The 17,871-nt window shown below is 47.4% G+C and carries 20 protein-coding genes; 12 read left to right on the top strand and 8 right to left on the bottom strand.

The annotated features are described in order from the left end of the window. Positions 1-4: 4 nt before the first annotated feature. From IEY13_RS14050 to IEY13_RS14035, 4 genes are all read right to left on the bottom strand, one after another. Complete coding sequence (locus tag IEY13_RS14050) at positions 5-1,729, bottom strand: M14 family metallopeptidase (RefSeq protein ID WP_188953146.1); 1,725 nt, start codon at positions 1,727-1,729, stop codon at positions 5-7. A gap of 240 nt (positions 1,730-1,969) precedes the next feature. Then, a complete protein-coding gene (locus tag IEY13_RS14045; protein ID WP_188953144.1) occupies positions 1,970-2,167 on the bottom strand; it encodes a hypothetical protein in 198 nt (65 codons plus the stop codon). Between the two features lie 21 nt (positions 2,168-2,188). Then, positions 2,189-2,731, bottom strand: a complete 543-nt coding sequence (locus IEY13_RS14040) for a YciE/YciF ferroxidase family protein (RefSeq protein ID WP_188953142.1) — start codon at positions 2,729-2,731, stop codon at positions 2,189-2,191. A gap of 20 nt (positions 2,732-2,751) precedes the next feature. Next, a complete protein-coding gene (locus IEY13_RS14035) occupies positions 2,752-2,970 on the bottom strand; it encodes a hypothetical protein (RefSeq protein WP_188953140.1) in 219 nt (72 codons plus the stop codon). A gap of 380 nt (positions 2,971-3,350) precedes the next feature. Here IEY13_RS14035 and IEY13_RS14030 point away from each other — a divergent pair, with 380 nt between their 5' ends. From IEY13_RS14030 to IEY13_RS14015, 4 genes are all read left to right on the top strand, one after another. Beyond that, entirely contained in the window at positions 3,351-4,349 is a 999-nt protein-coding gene (locus IEY13_RS14030; protein ID WP_188953138.1) for a manganese catalase family protein, read from the top strand. Continuing rightward, entirely contained in the window at positions 4,315-5,022 is a 708-nt protein-coding gene (locus IEY13_RS14025; protein ID WP_188953136.1) for a DsbA family protein, read from the top strand. Before IEY13_RS14030 ends, IEY13_RS14025 begins: the two co-directional genes overlap by 35 nt. A gap of 76 nt (positions 5,023-5,098) precedes the next feature. Beyond that, positions 5,099-6,289: a GTP-binding protein gene (locus IEY13_RS14020; RefSeq protein ID WP_188953134.1), complete on the top strand. Its 1,191-nt coding sequence runs from the start codon at positions 5,099-5,101 to the stop codon at positions 6,287-6,289. 34 nt (positions 6,290-6,323) lie between these two features. Then, positions 6,324-7,406, top strand: a complete 1,083-nt coding sequence (locus IEY13_RS14015) for a hypothetical protein (RefSeq protein WP_188953132.1) — start codon at positions 6,324-6,326, stop codon at positions 7,404-7,406. A 100-nt stretch (positions 7,407-7,506) separates the two neighbouring features. Here IEY13_RS14015 and IEY13_RS14010 read toward each other — a convergent pair whose 3' ends face one another. Beyond that, on the bottom strand, positions 7,507-8,385 hold the full coding sequence (locus IEY13_RS14010) for an NmrA family NAD(P)-binding protein (protein WP_188953130.1): 879 nt from the start codon (positions 8,383-8,385) through the stop codon (positions 7,507-7,509). An 81-nt stretch (positions 8,386-8,466) separates the two neighbouring features. On the opposite strand from IEY13_RS14010, the gene IEY13_RS14005 reads away from it, so the two are divergent. The 6 genes from IEY13_RS14005 to IEY13_RS13980 are packed head-to-tail and all read left to right on the top strand — an operon-like array spanning position 8,467 to position 13,754. Then, on the top strand, positions 8,467-8,835 hold the full coding sequence (locus tag IEY13_RS14005) for a winged helix-turn-helix transcriptional regulator (RefSeq protein ID WP_188953128.1): 369 nt from the start codon (positions 8,467-8,469) through the stop codon (positions 8,833-8,835). A gap of 35 nt (positions 8,836-8,870) precedes the next feature. Continuing rightward, complete coding sequence (locus tag IEY13_RS14000) at positions 8,871-9,956, top strand: metallophosphoesterase (protein WP_188953126.1); 1,086 nt, start codon at positions 8,871-8,873, stop codon at positions 9,954-9,956. 3 nt (positions 9,957-9,959) lie between these two features. Beyond that, the gene (locus IEY13_RS13995; protein WP_188953124.1) at positions 9,960-10,808 is read left to right on the top strand and encodes an NAD(P)-dependent oxidoreductase; all 849 of its coding nucleotides are present in this window, start codon (positions 9,960-9,962) and stop codon (positions 10,806-10,808) included. Position 10,809: 1 nt separating this feature from the next. Then, positions 10,810-11,727, top strand: coding sequence for a hypothetical protein (locus tag IEY13_RS13990; protein ID WP_188953122.1), 918 nt, complete (start codon positions 10,810-10,812; stop codon positions 11,725-11,727). After that, positions 11,724-12,425 carry an ATP-binding cassette domain-containing protein gene (locus IEY13_RS13985; RefSeq protein ID WP_188953120.1) on the top strand — a complete coding sequence of 234 codons (702 nt, stop codon included), beginning with the start codon at positions 11,724-11,726 and terminating at the stop codon, positions 12,423-12,425. Before IEY13_RS13990 ends, IEY13_RS13985 begins: the two co-directional genes overlap by 4 nt. A 36-nt stretch (positions 12,426-12,461) precedes the next feature. Beyond that, the gene (locus IEY13_RS13980) at positions 12,462-13,754 is read left to right on the top strand and encodes an amidohydrolase (RefSeq protein WP_188953118.1); all 1,293 of its coding nucleotides are present in this window, start codon (positions 12,462-12,464) and stop codon (positions 13,752-13,754) included. Between the two features lie 56 nt (positions 13,755-13,810). On the opposite strand, the gene IEY13_RS13975 is transcribed toward IEY13_RS13980, so the two are convergent. Next, complete coding sequence (locus IEY13_RS13975; protein ID WP_229687866.1) at positions 13,811-14,170, bottom strand: hypothetical protein; 360 nt, start codon at positions 14,168-14,170, stop codon at positions 13,811-13,813. Between the two features lie 60 nt (positions 14,171-14,230). On the opposite strand from IEY13_RS13975, the gene IEY13_RS13970 reads away from it, so the two are divergent. Beyond that, positions 14,231-14,533 carry a hypothetical protein gene (locus tag IEY13_RS13970; RefSeq protein ID WP_188953115.1) on the top strand — a complete coding sequence of 101 codons (303 nt, stop codon included), beginning with the start codon at positions 14,231-14,233 and terminating at the stop codon, positions 14,531-14,533. A gap of 107 nt (positions 14,534-14,640) precedes the next feature. Continuing rightward, entirely contained in the window at positions 14,641-15,615 is a 975-nt protein-coding gene (locus IEY13_RS13965; protein ID WP_188953113.1) for a CobW family GTP-binding protein, read from the top strand. Between the two features lie 16 nt (positions 15,616-15,631). Here IEY13_RS13965 and IEY13_RS13960 read toward each other — a convergent pair whose 3' ends face one another. Next, complete coding sequence (locus IEY13_RS13960; protein WP_188953111.1) at positions 15,632-16,417, bottom strand: LytR/AlgR family response regulator transcription factor; 786 nt, start codon at positions 16,415-16,417, stop codon at positions 15,632-15,634. Between the two features lie 134 nt (positions 16,418-16,551). After that, a complete protein-coding gene (locus tag IEY13_RS13955) occupies positions 16,552-17,868 on the bottom strand; it encodes a RagB/SusD family nutrient uptake outer membrane protein (RefSeq protein ID WP_188953109.1) in 1,317 nt (438 codons plus the stop codon). Positions 17,869-17,871 lie beyond the last annotated feature (3 nt).

Genomic DNA, 17,871 nt, shown 5'->3' with positions numbered 1-17,871 from the left:
TATCTTACTCCATCCTGTACACCGGATAACGCATATGCTCCGGCTCGTAATAAGGAGAATGCTTATACACAAACTCCAGCTGGGCAGAAGCATTGGCAGCAAAAGCGCTATCCGTTTTCTTTTTCGCATCCAGCACCTGTTTTACCTCCGGGTGCGTTTTCATCCATTCCGCAGCTACATCTTCCCACCTGTAATCACTGTATCCCTCTTTCTGTTGCAGAATGGCATCAAAGAAATTCCAGGCAAAATAAGAATCATCACCTTCCGGCTCCAGCATCTCTACCAGAAAGCGCCGGGCTGGCTGATGGGTGTTAATAATATAATCACCCTTGCGCAATGCAATGGCTTCGGTTGTGCTGTTCACTTTTACCTGACTGTTTCTGTGATGCTTTTCATAAGGTCTGGCACTGCTGCGGTAGTCTGCTATCCGGTATACTCCCAAACGCATAACTGTATCGCGTGTTAGCTGGCGCATAACTACCTTATTCAGGCGCAACAGTTCAACCACCTCATGCCAGCCTTGTGGAATAACATACGCTTCAGGCACATTAACGTGTTGCACAGGTGCATAATAGTTAAAGAACTTTACCGTTTTTTCAAATGGTCGTGTATGATCGTAATACAAACGAGGCATACCGGTTACCTCGCTTGTTTTGGTAGCCGTTTCATACCCACGAAAAAGCAGCGTATCCCAACGTGTGGTATCGGCCTGCCAGCGTAACGCTGCCCGGCCATCGCTGGCATAGGCGGCAATATCCTGCCTGCGCTTTTCTTTTATATCCCTGGCATAAGCCGATGCTTTGGTAACAATGGTTTCCATCATAGCACGCGTAGCTTGTACACGCGTGGGAAAAGGCTTTAGCATATGTGTTTCCGGCATAAAAGCAATGGTGTTAAATAAGGCAGCGTAGCCGCTTGAATAACGTGGCGGATCGTAAAAAGCCTCCCAGCCTTTTTCAGGATTCCCCGCTTCAAAATTTACATAGGGTGTTAAAGGCCAACCCTTCTTTTCCATACCCTCAAACAAAGCAGGCTGAAAAACATCATGCAAAAAAGTACCCAGTGCGCCTCCCATCTTATTCCACTGGGTACTAAGCAGCGTCATGGTATACTGATAATCGGCGCCATCACTCACATGGTTGTCAATCAGAATATCAGGATTTAACCAGTGAAATATTTGCGCAAACGAACGCGCCTCCCGTGAATCGTTTTTAGTAAAATCGCGGTTCAGATCCAGATTCTGCGCATTACCCCGAAACCCATAGCTTTCCGGGCCATCCTGATTAACGCGGGAATAGCTGTTGCGATTGAATGCCCCACCAATATTATAAACGGGAATAACTGCCAAAGCAATATTATCAGGAATATGCGCTTTGCCCGTTGCCAGATCGCGCAACAGCAACATACTGGCATCTATGCCATCCGGCTCGCCAGGGTGTATGCCGTTATTAACCAATATAACTAATTTGCCTTTTTTATGCCAGGCGGCAGGATCTGCCACACCATCGTTGGAGAATAATACCAGGTGATAGGGATAACCCGCATCACTGCTTCCCATTTCTTTAATAGAAACACGACTGGAATAGCTGTTCAGCTGTTTGTAAAAACGGATACACTCCGCATACGTAGCCGTTTGCCTGCCGGCACTGTTTTCAAAAGGTGTTTGCAACACCTGTGTCTGCGCCTTTACGCAAAACAACAGCAATGCCAGCATAATAGTTTTTCTCATGCCGCTAAATTAGGGCATCTTAGGCTACCCTTACTTTTTACCTGCTATAGCACCGGGATAACGGGTGAAACAGGGCTGTTTCATTGGCCACATATCCGGAATGCAACAACCAGCCACGGTATACCTGAATGCGTTGCCTGCTATGATTCTTCGCACTAACTTTTAGCGAGGCATTAAAAAAGAACAGCCCCGCATGTTTGTAAACAAGGAGACTGCTCTGCTATCCAATACACGATTACCCTATCCCTGCGAATTATCCTCTTCTTCCGCATCCGGCATATCTTCTATGTTACCAGATTCACGGATATATTTTTCTGCTTTTTCTTTATTGGCGGTGGCTTTATCACGCACTATTTTTTCATCAGCCGGTGATGGATTGCTGGCATTGCCTGTTGGTGCCGGCTTTACCGCTTCGGAAGTTTCTTTTTTGTCTGACATAGTTTAGCGTATAATAAATGGTTAACTGATATCATCTGCCAGTTCCCTGCTGGCCTGATAGTTTATACTACCCTCTGCAATCTGCGTAAGCAGCGCATCGGTTTCTTTTTCTTCGGCCAGTGTTTCTTCAAATATATGGGCAATGCGCTCCTGACCAATGGTACGGCCCAGTGTAGCAAGACTACCATAACAGGCCATTTCATAATGTTCTACTTTCTGCGCGGCAATAATCAGCGCAGCATCCCGCTGAGCTGTGCCATCTTCGGTTTCGTCTATTACCTGCCAGCCCTCATCAAATAAGCCTTGTAAACCGGCACATGGCTCGGGAGAAGCTTCCTGGTTCAGCAACTGAAATACTTCTTCCAGTCTGCGTACATGCGTCTGGGTTTGCGACAAATGCTGTTCAAAGGCGTTTTGCAGTTTTCGGGTAGTGGCCCGGTCCCGCATGGTACCTAATACATTTACCAGCTGCAACTCAGACCAGTAAATTTCCTGAAGCATGGTATTAAAAAACTGCTCCAGGCGGGAATGAACATTGGTTTGTGTTTCTTCAAGTGTTTCCATAAAGTTTCATTTTTTAATGGTTAATCATGCCCCTCTGTTTTTACAATCTTGTTATAAATACCAAGCAGTAAAAAGGGTGCTGCCCACTGCCCTACAAATAAGGCTGTGTGCTTTTTACCCAGGCATTTTAATGTGAGCGATGCGCCCATCGCGGCCAGAGAAGCGGCAAGAAATACGATTGATGGTACTTTAGACGTGTGCTTCTCTACTTGTTTGGTAGTTTCTCCTTCTGACGACATAATCACCTCCGTTTTTACTCAGGCCTGTTTCCCTTATCGGTTTTCTTTGCCTGACTGGTTAAGAATACTATTACGATAACAATTACCAGGACTACTGCAATGAAAGGTATAACCATATACTTTCTTTTTAAATAACCGGATGCAGAAGAATACATAAAGATCATTCCATACAATCCGGTTCCCCAACAGTACCCCATACCCCAACTTAAAAGTGGAAGCATCCCGTAAAATTTCCTTTGCTTCCACCGCGAACGATACATCCACTCCCCAACACCCACGTGGCATAACTTTTTTAACATATGCAGTAACGGATATATCAGCCCCTGACATTCTGTATATGCCGGGGAATATTTTGTAATCACCTATATAAATTCCACCTTATGTTTTATCACGTAAAAGAGTTACAGTTTAACGCCCGGGTATCTAAACCAGATCCGGGTTTCGCTACGTTGTTACTGGAGCAGTTTGGAGGTGCCAATGGAGAACTGGCAGCCGCCCTGCGTTATTTTGGACAGGCATTTGGAGCACGCACACCTTTTCCTGACAAGTACGATCTGCTGATGGATATTGCCACGGAAGAGTTCAGCCACCTTGAAATTGTAGGCGCTACCATTCAGATGCTGTTACAGGGAGTTAACGGCGATTTAAAGAAGGCCGCTGACGAATCAGAGATTATGCAGTTGCTGAACGGCAAAAAAGCGAAAGAAGAATTTATTCATCAGGCTATTGTAGCCCCTCAATTTCTTACCTCCAGCGGTGGCACACCGGCGTATACAAACAGTCAGGGAGTGCCGTGGACCGCTGCGTACATTAACGGCGATTGTAATGGCGACCTGACTACCGATCTGCGCTCTAACATAGCTGCAGAATCGCGCGCTAAAATTACGTATGAATATCTGTTACAGTTTACCGATGATCCGTATGTAAAAGAAACATTGAACTTTTTAATGACGCGGGAGGTAGCGCACTATCAGATGTTTGAAGCGGCGCTGGAAACGATACAGCCTAATTTTCCACCAGCCGTGTTACAAAGCGATCCGCGTTACAGCAACCTGTACTTCAATATGTCTAACGGTTCTGCCGTACGCGGACCATGGAACCAGGGCGAAAGCAGTCAGTTGGGCGAAACCTGGCAGTATATTGATGATCCTGTACAATATGTACTGGAAACCAATGGTCTGCTTACCAAAGAACCGGAAGGCACCGCCCGCACCCTGGAAGGTATACAGACTTTAGATACAGAATTGAGTATAGAACGCAGCGAAGAAATAAACACCGCAGTACCATTGGGTCCGCAGGTATGGAGCCAGAGTGCAGTAGATCAACAAACCAACACCACCGGTAATGGCAAAGGAACCAAACGCAAAAAATCCAGTTAATACCGCACACTCCAACACGGCGGCGGATCGGTTACAGATTGTTTACTATACCGATCCGCTCTGCTGCTGGAGCTGGGCCTTTGAAAAAACATGGCAACAGATACAACAGCAATTTCCCATAAGCAGGCGTTACTGCATGGGCGGATTGCTGGCGAACTGGAATAGCTACCAGGACACGTTGAACGCCGTAACCCGCCCTATACAAATGGGCCCCATATGGATGCAGGCCAGGCAATTATCCGGCGCTACCTTTAACGATCGTATCTGGTTTACCGATCCACCTGCTTCCTCCTATCCCGCCTGCGTGGCGGTGAAGTGCGCCGCCCGTCAATCGCCCGAAGCAGAAGATGCTTACTTATATGCGTTGCGGGAAGCCGTAATGACCCAACAAAAGAATATTGCCCGTAAAGAGATACTACTGGAAACAGCTGCAGCAATGCCTGCTGACATATTAAACTATGAACGGTTTACAAAGGAACTAACCGCCCCCACCGTAATAGATGCATTTAAAGCCGATTTGCATGAAGTGAGCTATCGTAACATCAACCGCTTCCCCACCCTGGTTATCAGCAGTGCGTATAACAAAAAAGCACTGGTAGTAACAGGCAACCGGCCTTATGAAGCTATAGCCCCTTTGCTGGAGCAATGCCTTCACCCGGTTGCGGCGGTATAAAACCAGCAAAAAATAGCGCACAATATTTTGCAACGAAATTGCATTTTAAAACTACATTTGCAAAAACGTTGCAAAAATGAAATTACCCGTAACGGTATTAAGTGGCTTCCTCGGATCTGGAAAAACCACACTGCTGAACCATGTGCTACATAATAAGGAAGGGCTGCGTGTAGCGGTGATTGTGAACGACATGAGCGAAGTGAACGTAGATGCGCAGGTGATAAAACGGGAGCATACATTACACCGCACCGAAGAAAAACTGGTGGAAATGAGTAATGGCTGTATATGCTGTACATTGCGTGAAGACCTGCTGGTGGAAGTACAGAAGCTGGCGGCAGAAGGCCGGTTTGATTACCTGCTGATAGAAAGCTCGGGCATAAGCGAACCGCTACCGGTAGCGCAAACATTCACTTACCGCGATGAAGCACAGGGCATAGACCTGAGCGCCATCAGCCAGTTGGATACACTGGTAACGGTAGTAGATTGCTATAGCTTTATACATGACTTTGCAGGCACAGATACATTGCAGGACAGAAAGGTAACGGATATGCCGGAAGACAGGCGGATGCTGGTAGACCTGCTAACCGATCAGCTGGAATTTGCCAACGTAATTGTACTGAACAAAACAGATCTGGTTACACCGGAGCAATCGGGTATGATACGCACCATGATACAGCAGCTAAACCCCGAAGCGCGCATTATCACTGCCGCTTTTGGCAAAGTAGCCCTTGCAGATATATTGCATACCGGCCTGTTTGATGCCGATAAAAGTAGTCAGACCGATGCCTGGCAGCAGGAGGCACAGGCACACCATCACACGCCCGAAACAGAAACCTACGGCATCAGCAGTTTTGTGTTCCGCAACCAGCGCCCCTTTCATCCGCAACGGTTATGGAACTATATGCAACAGCAGTGGCACAATACTATTATCCGCAGTAAGGGTTTGTTCTGGCTGGCCTCCCGCCCTGCCAACGCACTACATTTTAATCAGGCGGGTGGCAGCCTGCGTACAGAGAGTGCCGGCGTATGGTGGGCCAGCATGCCTTACAGTGAACGGATACATTACTCTGATTTTGTTAACAACCAGCAACAGATTGAAAGCAGATGGCATAAACATTTTGGTGATCGCCTGAATGAACTGGTGATTATTGGCCAGCATATGAACCAGGCTATCATAACCACAGAACTGGAAGCCTGCCTGTGTACCGATGCAGAAGTAGCGCAGATGCAGGGCGGGCACACCTTTACCAACGAGTTCTTCGTGTAAACCATTCCTTTTATACATATTTAAACAACAAACAATGATTAACGTTTTTCGTTCCAGAAACGTACTGGCCCTTTATGCCCTTGTATTACTGATTACCAGCTGCCGGAAAGAGTATACCGTAAATGGGTATGTAGCCCCCGTTTCACTACCCGATTCTGTTACTGCTGTGTATGGTGATACCCTGCGCTTTACCCTGCCGGAAGATTATGCCCGCATACCCGGCATTTCTCTTTCGCTTCAACTAAACAGCCCTAACCAGAAAGTACTGGCTATTGATTCTCTGGATGTACTGATACGCAAAGCCATAACGGTTAATGCACAGCAAATGACCATCAGAACAGGTATGCTGTACCCTAACAATATGTATTCTGCTTTTTACAAAAACAGACTGCCCGATACCTATGATATTTCGTTACTGGTAAACACCGGTAACGGGTTAAAAGGGGTAAGCAAAAGCTTTAAGCTGAAAATACTTCCGGCACAGCTGGGTATTAAAGAAATCGGTGGCAATGATAATATACCTTATGGTTATAGCCTGTACAGCGATACCAGTGTAAAGTATACTGTGGACTTTTTAAAAACCGATACCAGTAAAACTATTCTGGAACTGTTTCAAAACGGCCGTGAAGACAATAATGTATGGTTAACCGGCAACCAGGTAGTAATTGCAAAAGGCGCAGGCGACCCGGCGAAAAAAGCAGAGTGGACCTACGACCTCATTCCTACCCTGAGTAAAGATGGTTATACTATTGCCCGCAGACAGTTCAGAGCGGTACTGCTACCCAAACCTAAATTCTTTTACGGCACTTATTACGCAGAGTATGATTTATCGGTAGTTACCAACCGGGTAGTCATCGGCTTGGGCAATGCTTATAACTCGCCCGCACCTGCTTTCAACCCGGCAAAGTATAAAGGCAGTTTCAACATCAGCAGCATTACCAAAGATGGTACTGCTTTTACAGATACCAATAAACTGTTCAGCGTAAACAGCAGCACCGGTGCCGTGGCTGTAGCTTCTAATGGCACGCTTACGGCAGGTAGTTATACCTTAACGGTTGAAGCGGTTACCACTAATAATATCAGCCTTACTGCTACTTTCACGCTGGTGATGGAATAGTGATAGTTGGGAGTTGATAGTTGGAAATTGGCAGTTATTCACTATCATAATTTAAACGAGTACCCCGGAGATATAACTGCCGGGGTATCCTCTTTAGTTTTTAGAACTTCTGCGCAAACTCTTTGGCAAAATCTTCCAGTTTGGTAGCGCCTGTTACCGGTGATCCGTTCTTTTCAAAATCAGCCTGAATTTTACCGGTGCGTAAACCCACGCCCATTTCGGTATATAGTGCAGCTATTTCCTGTGGTATACCTGCCTGTGCCATACCCTGGAGCGATTGTTCATCGGTAAACTCTACCCATGGCAGTTCAGGTTTACCAATAGCAGTGCCCAATGCTTTAGCTACCTCAGCCGGTGTATACACGCCGCTTACCACATAACGTACATTTTTACCGGTACCAGGTTGTTGCAGTTCTTCTGCCGCTGCGGTGGCTATATCCGCCGGGTGTACCAGCGGCAACGCCAGTGTGGCGGGAAAGTTAGCGCCCATAATGCCCATGCCTTTAATCAGCGGTACATCATTGTAAAAGTTGAGATAAAAATAACCGGCACGCAGAAAGGTAACTGATACGCCTTCCAGTGCATTGTACAATTGCTCAATAGGATGTATGCCTGCAATAGGCCCGTTACCACTGGCCAGATCGGCCCCTATGCTGCTGAGCATTACTACCCTGCGCACGCCGGCAGCCGTAATAGCGGTGGCAAATGCTTTACCCGCTGCGGCGGTATTGGCAATTACGTTGGCACCGCCCATATTAGGAGGCGTCATAGCAAATACCGCATCTGCACCGGTGAATACCTGCTGTAAAAAAACAGCATCTGACACCGACCCAATAGCCGCTCTGGCACCCAGCGCTTCTATGGCTGATTTTTTATCTCCGTTGCTGCTGATAACCGTTACATCATAACCCGCTGCTATCAGTTTTTCTGCCAGCGGTTTACCCGTATTTCCTAATGAACCTGTAATAATCACTTTCATATACTGCTGTTTTTTATTTGCTGAAGCAAAGCTACCTTTACACTTACTTTTTTACAAGTACTTACCCCAAAGTAGGTGTATATGACAGTTGTTAAAGAATCTTCTACCATACAGCAGAACAAGCAGTTTGCACTGGAAAAATGCCCGGTTACCTACGTAATGGAAAAAATAGGCGGCTACTGGAAACCCATTATCCTGTACCATCTTTCTGAGGGTGATAAACGCTATAGCGAACTGAAACGCGCCATTCCGGCCATTACCGAAAAGGTATTGATACAGCAATTGAAACAACTGGAAGCCGACCGGCTGGTAATACGTGAATCCAAACCGGTGGTGCCGCCCTTTGTTACTTACCGCCTCAGCGGTGGTGGACAGGGCTTATTGCCGGTAATTAATGCGATGGCACTGTGGGCTTTTAAAGATATGGACGGCGCTTACCAGCAGGATTAATTGTTACGCTTTGGGTTTCTACCTGTTCTTTAGGTATGAAACTATTGATCATTCCTGCCCTGCTGACCTGTTTACACCTGACGGCGCAAGAGCCTGTTGATGGCCCATACATTTATTGCCCCAATAAAGACACGGCCGTGGCATTTACCCTGTTGCAACAGGGCGATGTTTTGCGGAGCAGCGCACGCCTGATACGTCGCAGCGGCCCCGGCAGTAATACCTTTACGGTGCCCGTAGCCAACCACCCCGAATGGAACTTTACCGTTCAGTTACATGACGCCCCCATTCCACCAGCAGAATACGAAATGCCGGAGCAGCTTTTTGCCCTGTCTGACATAGAAGGCGAGTTTGCCGCCGGACGCGCGTTACTGATATCAGGTAATGTTATAGACAGCCAATACAACTGGACCTTTGGCAAAGGGCACCTGGTAGTAGCCGGCGATTTGTTTGACCGTGGTGTGGATGTACTACCCTGGTTATGGCTGCTGTACAGCCTGGAAGAAAAAGCCCACGCGGCCGGTGGTTTTGTACAGGTATTACTGGGCAATCACGATATTATGCAGCTGAACGGCGATTACCGCTATACCGATGCCCGCTTTTTTAAACACGCGTGGACATTGGGAAGAGATATCCGTACCCTGTTTGATGAAGATGCCGAGCTGGGCCGGTGGCTGCGCAGCAAGAATATTATAGAACGAACCGGCAGTTATCTGTTTATGCACGCCGGATTATCTCCCGATGTACTGCGTATGAACCATACCCCGGAGCAAATCAACACCCTGTGCCGCCCCTGGTATGCGGCTGCCCGCAAAAACATTCCCGATTCGCTGCAATGCTTTTTCGACAGCCGGTCGCCTTTCTGGTACCGTGGCTATTTTGCCAGCCCGGCGCTGGACGAAGCAGTGGTAGATAGTACCCTGCAACAATACCATTGCCGCACTATTGTGGTAGGCCACACCATTACCGATACCACCCTGGCCATCCGCTACCACGGCAAAGTACTGGGGATAGATGTAAACCAGCATGAAGGTCACCACGCTGCCTTGCTGATTAACCGGGAAGGGCTCTACAGCGTAGATGAAAAAGGTAACCGGTTGTTGTTATCTTTATCGAAAGAATAACCGATGATCGCATTTTTAGGAACGGGATTGTTAGGAGCCAATTTTGTGAAAGCGCTCCTGAAAAAAGGAAATGAAGTACAGGTATGGAACCGCACGCCCTCTAAAGCAAAAGAACTGGAGTCAGCAGGGGCCAAAGCATTTACCGATGTGGCTGCCGCTGTACATGGCGCGGAAAGAATACACCTGACCCTGAAAGATGATACCTCTGTAAATGAAGTGCTGGCCATGGCCCGTCCGGCCCTGCAACCCGGCGCTGTTATTATAGATCATACCACTACCTCTGCACAGGGTGCCGCCCAGCGAACCGCAGCCTGGAAGCAACTGGGTTACACCTATTTGCATGCGCCGGTATTTATGGGCCCGGTAAATGCACTGGAAAGTACCGGTTTTATGCTGGTATCCGGCAACCAGGAAGTAATACAACAGCTGGAACCGGTACTGGCCTCTATGACCGGTAAACTGCTGAACTTTGGTGAAGAGGAAGGCAAGGCCGCAGGCATGAAACTGATAGGCAACCTGTTTCTGGTAACCTTTACCGCAGGCATTGCCGATACCCTGGCAATGGCCAAAGGTTTAAACATTTCCTTTAACGAAGTAGCTACGCTTTTTGATAACTGGAACCCCGGCGCAATGCTGCCCGCCAGGCTGCAACGCATGGGCGGCGGCAAATACGACAAACCCTCCTGGGAGCTGAGTATGGCCCGTAAGGATACTCAGTTGTTTCTGGATGCAGCCGAACAAACCGGCACCCACCTGGCCGTGATACCTGCTATTGCAGTGGAGATGGACAAGTGGATTGAAAAAGGCCATGGACACGAGGATTGGACTGTAATAGGTAAAGGCGCGCTGTAAAATGAAAACTTACTTTCAGATTCAGTATCGCCGCCTGCTGCGCGGTATACAGGCGTTTGGTGTGCCTTCTTATGCAGGTTTAGCCGGTATACTTATCGGCTTTCCTGCACTGACCGTGCTGTTGTTTGCGCGCACTCCTTACGCCCCTTACCTGTATCTACTTTTTGCGCTAATGAGCCTGGTGCCGCTGGGTGCAGCAGAACGGAATAACTTTTTGCGAACACTGTTTGCTATTCAACAATACCATCGGGTACGTTTGGCAGAGAACCTGTTGCTGGCAGCTCCTTTCAGTATCATGCTGCTGGTATACCGGCAGTGGTTAGCTGCACTGGCAGTGATAGCTGTTAGCATAGTATTATCGCGCATCAACCAGCTTCGCCACTCCGCCCGGGTAATACCCACACCTTTTTCAAAGCAGCCGTTTGAGTTTACTACAGGTTTTCGCCGTCAGTGGTGGGTAATATTAATCGCGCTGGTGCTTACCGGTATTGGATTGTATGTAGATAACTACAATCTTTCGCTGGTTGCCTTAGCCGCGTTGCTGTTGCAGTGTATGGGCTTTTACACACAGCCGGAACCGGATTTTTACGTATGGGTATATGCCTTAACCCCAAAGCAACTGTTGCTGGCTAAAATAAAAACAGCCTTGTACCATACGCTATTATTGTGTTTACCCATTACCTTATTGCTCAGCGGTTTTTATCCGCAACAGGCATGGATTACCGGTTTGCTGTTACTGGCCGGCATATTGAACGTGTTAATGAGCGTAGTAGTAAAGTACTCCGCTTATCCCGCACAACCCGGCCTGCCGCAACTCATCAGCATGGCAGTGGCGTTGGTTTGCCCTCCGCTGCTGTTGTTGTTTATTCCTTACTATTTTAAACGTGCTGCTGCACAGCTTAACCCCTATCTTACATGATTACCATTGAAGCCCTGAATAAAAGCTATGGTGAACACACCGTTTTACAGAACATTCACCTGGAGCTGAAACGTGGTGAAGTAAACGGCATAGCCGGTGAAAACGGAGCGGGTAAAACCACGCTGTTTAAATGCCTGGCTGGCTTGAAAAAATATACGGGTACCATCCGTTATGAAGGCAGTGGGCTGCTGAAAAATGTAACCGGCTTTTTACCTGCTACACCTTACTTTCTCTCGCGCCTTACCGGCAAAGAATACTTACAGCTTATGGCCCATGCCAGAGGCCGCTACGGCACCGATATAGAAGCCGGCAATGTGTTTGACCTGCCGCTGGAGGAATATGCTGAAAACTACTCCACCGGTATGCAGAAAAAGCTGGCTATTACCGGCCTGCTGATACAGCAGAATGAGTTGTTTATACTGGATGAACCGTTTAACGGTGTGGATATACACAGCAATATCATTATCCGCGAAATCATTGCCCGATTGAAACAGGCCAACAAAATAGTAGTAATGAGTTCGCACATCTTTTCTACACTCAACGATTCCTGCGATCACCTGCACCACCTGAAGGAAGGTAGGATTCAGAAAACCGTAGGCAAAGGACGTTTTGAGGAAATAGAAACCGCTATGAAAGGCGAAGGCATAGGTGCCAGGCTGGATCAGCTGCTGGCAGCCGACCCATCCGCCACAGTATAGATATTTTCAATATATTTATACAAACTGCATCCGCTTATGAAGTATCGCTTTGTGCTGCTGCTATTTTCAGCTACACCTCTGCTCTCCTATGGGCAAACCACTGCATTGGATTCAAAAGTTGCCCAGGTCAAAGACTCTGTGGTAGCCTGGCGCAGACACCTGCATCAGAACCCCGAACTCTCTAACCGGGAATACCATACTGCTGCCTTTGTAGCAGCCCGTTTACAACAACTGGGGCTGGAAGTTAAAACCGGCGTAGGCAAAACCGGTGTGGTAGCACTGTTGAAAGGCGGCAAACCCGGCCCCGTAGTAGCACTGCGTGCCGATATGGATGCCCTGCCGGTAAAAGAACGTGCCTCTATCCCTTTTAAATCAGTAGACTCCGCCGAATACCTGGGCCAGAAAGTACCGGTAATGCACGCCTGCGGGCATGACTCACACGTGGCCATACTGCTGGGCACTGCTACGGTACTCAGCAGCATGCAGAAAGACCTGCACGGCACCATAAAATTTATATTCCAACCTGCGGAAGAAGGCCCTCCCGGTGATGAGGAAGGCGGCGCGCCACTGATGATTAAAGAAGGCGTTATGGACAACCCAAAGGTAGACGCCATATTCGGGTTACATATCAACTCCCAGACACCTGTGGGCACCATTAAATACAAATCAGGCGCCGTAATGGCTTCCAGCGATTGGTTTAGCGTACAGGTAAAAGGCAAACAATCGCATGGTTCACAGCCCTGGTCGGGCATAGACCCTGTGGTGGTAGCTGCACAGATTATACAGGGCTTCCAAACCATTGTAAGCCGCCAGGCAGAACTTACCAAAGCACCCGTAGTAATTACTGTAGGCAAAATACACAGCGGCGTGCGTAACAACATTATACCGGAAGACCTGCTGATGGAAGGCACCATACGCACCCTGGATGGCGCAATGCAAAAACAGGTGCACGAAAAAATGCAACTAACCGCCACCAAAATAGCCGAAGCTTCCGGAGCCACCGCCAATTTTTCCGTAACCACCAAAACAGAAGTTACCTATAACAATCCCGAACTGGTAAAACGCATGCTACCCTCACTGGAAGCCGCTGCGGGCAAAGACCATGTAAAAGAAAGCGACTGGACCACCGGCGCCGAAGACTTCTCCTTCTTTGGAGATAAAGCACCCGCCTTTTTCTTTTTCCTGGGCGGTATGCCTCTGGACCAGGACCCGGCCAAAGCAGCGGCCCACCATACACCGGATTTTTACATAGATGACTCTAAGCTGGATGTGGGGGTGAAAACGTTTTGCCAGTTGGTGATTGATTATGCGGCGAAAGCAGGTAAGTAATGTATAAAATTTCGCCTCCTGCCCTGGCAGATAACTATATGACAGCGAAGTTGCGGTTAGCTACGGGGTGTTTTGTACATCCCGTAGTCTACCTCTTCTTTTTGAAAAAAGCTGCTTGTATTCAGAATTGCATCAATTTTTAAAATGCAGTCCTGATTCTCTTCTGCCATGATGAATGCAAAACCCCAAATATCTTTGGAATACAAAAAGCTGCCCCTATCAGTAGCAACAGTCAGCAACACCTCGTCATTCATCCACAGGTCTGCTATATCTTCAATAACAGGATGTATGCTTTCCAACGCTGAAAACAAAGCTTTCTCAAATTTACCATCCGGCTTGTCTATAGAAAACTCCAGCAACAACTTGTCTGAGCCGTAGGCTGGCCTTAACCTATATTTATATGGAATGTCCTGCATGAGTTATGCTGTAAATGTTGTTACTTAAAATTATCATCTAAGCTATCCTATATTTATAAAATGGAAGCAATATCTGTAAATACCCCGGAATACATCAACAAACTTGAATTTGATTACATAGAAACCTATTCTTTTCAAAGAGGACAGGAATATGAAGACGATCTGATAACCCAGCAGAAAGATTTAGATCAGTTAAAAGACAGGAAGAAAAATGGCGCTGCGTTAACAGCACAAGAAGAAGTCCGATACCAGAAATTACATGCGCTTTTAAATTCCACTCAATATCTGGTAAATAGCAGGAACGAATTTCACCCATCGGGCCAAAATACAGCGACCATTTCAGGATGTATCCATAGAAATTAAATAATCCCCCGGTTAAGCGTTGCCTGGCAGCAGGCAATGCTTTTTTAGTCATATTTGCACCAGAAATAGTGTGTGGCAGTTTTTTGCCAGCAGTAAAGCATGATGCAATGAAAGACGAGAGAGTACCGATTACCATTCTTACAGGTTTTTTAGGCAGTGGCAAAACAACCCTGCTGAATTACCTGCTGCAAAGCAGGCAGGATAAAAAGATTGCTGTTATTGAAAACGAATTTTCGAATTATGCTTTTGATGCAGACCTGTTGAATAACGATGCTGTTGCCGCCATCAGAACCATCAGTGCAGGTTGCATTTGCTGTACGCACAACAGTGCTTTATCAGAAGCAGTAGCACAGCTTCTGGAAAATGAAGAAGCATTTAACCATATTATTATAGAAGCAACCGGCGTGGCAGATCCCGCCGCCATTGCAGCCAGCCTTATGGACCCTATGGTGCAGGAAAAGTGCTTTATAGATGCTGTGGTTTGCATGGTAGATACCGCACACATAGCTCAGCAACTGATGGACACAGAGGAAGCAGGCCGGCAGGTAGCTTTTGCAGACGTGTTGCTGCTTACCAAAACAGATATGCTAACCACCGCCAACTCAATGGAAATGGTAAAGAACCTGCTTGCTGGTGTTAACCCGATGGCAACGATACATGAAAGCAATTATGGCGTTACGGCTGATTGCGACATTCTGCAACTGTTTGCTTACCGCAGCGACAAAATGGTACAAGCCACAACACGCGCCAGCCAGGAAACAGGATTGACACACGAAAAAATTAAGTCCGCCAGTTTTACACTGGAGCAACCACTGGATTTTTCAGCCTTCAATTTTCTGCTGAACACGCTGAGTAACACTTTTGGCAATACCCTTTACCGTATTAAAGGTTTTGTATACGCTGACGATCTGGAACACCGGATGATTTTACAGTCAGTAGCAGGCACGCACTGCTGGGTACCTGGCGCCAAATGGCAGGCCGATGAAAAGCGGCAATCAAGACTGGTATTTATTGGCCAAAATGTGAACAAGGCAGCACTGGAAAAGTACATACAACTTTGCTATGCAGAGGTAACGGGGTAATGCACAAACGGCATTGTTACAAATTCAGCCACTGCTTAAACTCTTCCGCCCGCTCCTCGCTCACTATAATATCCATGCTCTCCTGCGGAGGTGGATTAAGTACAATGCTTACCCGGTTGCGCGGCAACCGGTGCATTTCGCGGATGGCGTGAATGCTGATGATAAATTTTCTGTTGATGCGGAAAAAGGTTTCGGGGTTCAGCTGGGGTTCCAGACTACTGATGGTTTCTTCAATAATATACCGTTGCTGATCTTTCGTAACCATAAACAGGTATTTATCAGAAGCCATAAACCAGGCCACTTCATCCATCTGAACGGTTTTGATAAGGTTACCCAGCCGTATCATAAATCGATTGCGGAGTTTTCCGGCTACCGGAGCGGGCAGTGCGGACGTAGTAGTAGCGGTGGGCGTAGCAGTAGCAGGTGTAGCGTCGGCAGGTGTAGCAGACCGGCGTATAGCGGCCAGTTTATCCAGCGCAGCCCTTACATCCACCTCATCAAAAGGCTTTAACAGGTAATCAATGCCTTGATGCTTAAAAGCCTGCAGTGTATACTGATCGTAGGCAGTGGTAAAAATTACCGGGCAACTGACTATAACCTCCCGGAAAATGCCAAAGCTTTCCCCATCGCCCAGGTGAATATCCATGAAAATAAGATCAGGTTGCTGTTGCTGTAGCCATTTTACAGAGGCGGCCACTGTTTCCAGGCTGGCCATTACTTCTATTTGCGGATCAATACGGCGAAGCATATTCCGAAGGGTAGCAGCTGCCAGTTCCTCATCTTCAATAATCAATACTTTCATGCCTGAAGGGTTACATAGTTACGGATACTGTTAGAACGGTAATACCGCCCCACAGCACAAATATAAAAAACTCCGGCCGGGTTAATGCCTGGCCGGAGTTGGTACTATGTAATCAAGCTGTTGAAAGGGAAAGCTTAGAACAGATTGGGGTTATTGGCAACGGCCGATTGAGGGAAACGGAGCGTGTAACGGGGGTCGTTTACCAGTAAAGTACCCGTATTGCCACCTGTTTCATGGGTAAGTGTTGGCTGTCCGTAGCGGCGCAAATCGTACCAGCGGTGGCCTTCCAGCGCCAGTTCTCTTTCGCGCTCTGCCAGTATTTCAGCCAGCAGGGGTGCTTTTTCCAACGCGTTTATTCTGGTTTCTTCTGTTGCGTACAGCGCGGACTTAATACGTTTGGCTTTCAGGGCCAGCAGGCTCTGACGGGCCAGCGCTATATCGTCTGTTTGCAGCGAAGCTTCTGCCTGTATGAGATAAAGTTCTCCATTGCGAAAAGAGATTTTCAACGCATCATTATTGCCTTTGATGGATACATAATCACCACCCGAGCGGCTGAAATACAACGGAAAACGCAGGTCGTTGGTACGGTCGTAAATACCCAGCAGATGGTCAGAGATCATAGAAGCAGCACGGATATTGAAAGCCGACTCCATAGACATGATGTTTTCTACACTCTGGTAGTGATTAGGTAAACGGGTAGAGGTATTCAGGTCTTCCAGCTTGTTGTTAACCGCCAACGCCTGTTTGGCAGCATCCAGCGCTTGTGCCCATTCACCCCGGAACTCTCTTACCCTTGCCAGCAAAGCCAGCGCCGCGCGGGTAGTAAAGCGGTAATTTTTACCTGCCTCAAAAGTAGCCGTATTCAGCAGAGACCGGCCCGCTTCTATATCAGCCAGAATCTGCGCATATACCACTTCTACAGTAGAGGGGGCATAGTTCTGTTCAATATCAATGGTAAGCGATAAAGGCACACCACGGTCAGTAGCTGCTGTGGCCTTGTTATAAGGTTTGGCATACAGGTTCAGCAATTCAAAATGCGCATAAGCACGCAGCAGGTAAGCTTCTCCTTTCAGCTGTGCGGTACCTGTTGTGGTACCGGCCTCATTTTCTATTTCAGCTATTACGTGGTTGGCGTTAAATATAGCCTTGTAAAAAGCTACGTAAGGAAACTCAAAAGTAGCCGGGTCGGGGCTGCCATCTTTCCAGGTGTAAATATCCCGCAGGGCAGAATAATCCGTAGCCCACTCATCCAGTATCAATTCATCTGTACGAACAGAAAGCAGCGATTTATGCTCAGGAAAAGTGCCATAAGCAGCTGTGAGTAAAGCCCTGAAATCTTCTTCCGTTTTAGGAATAACGCGGCCCACCGGTTCTATATCCAGATATTTTTTACAGCTGGTTGTGCCGGCCAGAAGTACAAAAGCTGCTATAGTTATGATAATCTTGTTCATAAT

The sequence above is a fragment of the Filimonas zeae genome (genome assembly GCF_014641615.1).
GTDB lineage: Bacteria > Bacteroidota > Bacteroidia > Chitinophagales > Chitinophagaceae > Filimonas > Filimonas zeae.
Note: the sequence above shows the minus strand (reverse complement) of the source record. Positions and strands in the feature narration are given on the sequence as shown.

Coding starts and splice junctions, on each gene's coding strand:
- IEY13_RS14050 (WP_188953146.1), bottom strand. CDS start 1,729: ATGAGAAAAACTATTATGCTGGCATTGCTGTTGTTTTGCGTAAAGGCG.
- IEY13_RS14045 (WP_188953144.1), bottom strand. CDS start 2,167: ATGTCAGACAAAAAAGAAACTTCCGAAGCGGTAAAGCCGGCACCAACA.
- IEY13_RS14040 (WP_188953142.1), bottom strand. CDS start 2,731: ATGGAAACACTTGAAGAAACACAAACCAATGTTCATTCCCGCCTGGAG.
- IEY13_RS14035 (WP_188953140.1), bottom strand. CDS start 2,970: ATGTCGTCAGAAGGAGAAACTACCAAACAAGTAGAGAAGCACACGTCT.
- IEY13_RS14030 (WP_188953138.1), top strand. CDS start 3,351: ATGTTTTATCACGTAAAAGAGTTACAGTTTAACGCCCGGGTATCTAAA.
- IEY13_RS14025 (WP_188953136.1), top strand. CDS start 4,315: ATGGCAAAGGAACCAAACGCAAAAAATCCAGTTAATACCGCACACTCC.
- IEY13_RS14020 (WP_188953134.1), top strand. CDS start 5,099: ATGAAATTACCCGTAACGGTATTAAGTGGCTTCCTCGGATCTGGAAAA.
- IEY13_RS14015 (WP_188953132.1), top strand. CDS start 6,324: ATGATTAACGTTTTTCGTTCCAGAAACGTACTGGCCCTTTATGCCCTT.
- IEY13_RS14010 (WP_188953130.1), bottom strand. CDS start 8,385: ATGAAAGTGATTATTACAGGTTCATTAGGAAATACGGGTAAACCGCTG.
- IEY13_RS14005 (WP_188953128.1), top strand. CDS start 8,467: ATGACAGTTGTTAAAGAATCTTCTACCATACAGCAGAACAAGCAGTTT.
- IEY13_RS14000 (WP_188953126.1), top strand. CDS start 8,871: ATGAAACTATTGATCATTCCTGCCCTGCTGACCTGTTTACACCTGACG.
- IEY13_RS13995 (WP_188953124.1), top strand. CDS start 9,960: ATGATCGCATTTTTAGGAACGGGATTGTTAGGAGCCAATTTTGTGAAA.
- IEY13_RS13990 (WP_188953122.1), top strand. CDS start 10,810: ATGAAAACTTACTTTCAGATTCAGTATCGCCGCCTGCTGCGCGGTATA.
- IEY13_RS13985 (WP_188953120.1), top strand. CDS start 11,724: ATGATTACCATTGAAGCCCTGAATAAAAGCTATGGTGAACACACCGTT.
- IEY13_RS13980 (WP_188953118.1), top strand. CDS start 12,462: ATGAAGTATCGCTTTGTGCTGCTGCTATTTTCAGCTACACCTCTGCTC.
- IEY13_RS13975 (WP_229687866.1), bottom strand. CDS start 14,170: ATGCAGGACATTCCATATAAATATAGGTTAAGGCCAGCCTACGGCTCA.
- IEY13_RS13970 (WP_188953115.1), top strand. CDS start 14,231: ATGGAAGCAATATCTGTAAATACCCCGGAATACATCAACAAACTTGAA.
- IEY13_RS13965 (WP_188953113.1), top strand. CDS start 14,641: ATGAAAGACGAGAGAGTACCGATTACCATTCTTACAGGTTTTTTAGGC.
- IEY13_RS13960 (WP_188953111.1), bottom strand. CDS start 16,417: ATGAAAGTATTGATTATTGAAGATGAGGAACTGGCAGCTGCTACCCTT.
- IEY13_RS13955 (WP_188953109.1), bottom strand. CDS start 17,868: ATGAACAAGATTATCATAACTATAGCAGCTTTTGTACTTCTGGCCGGC.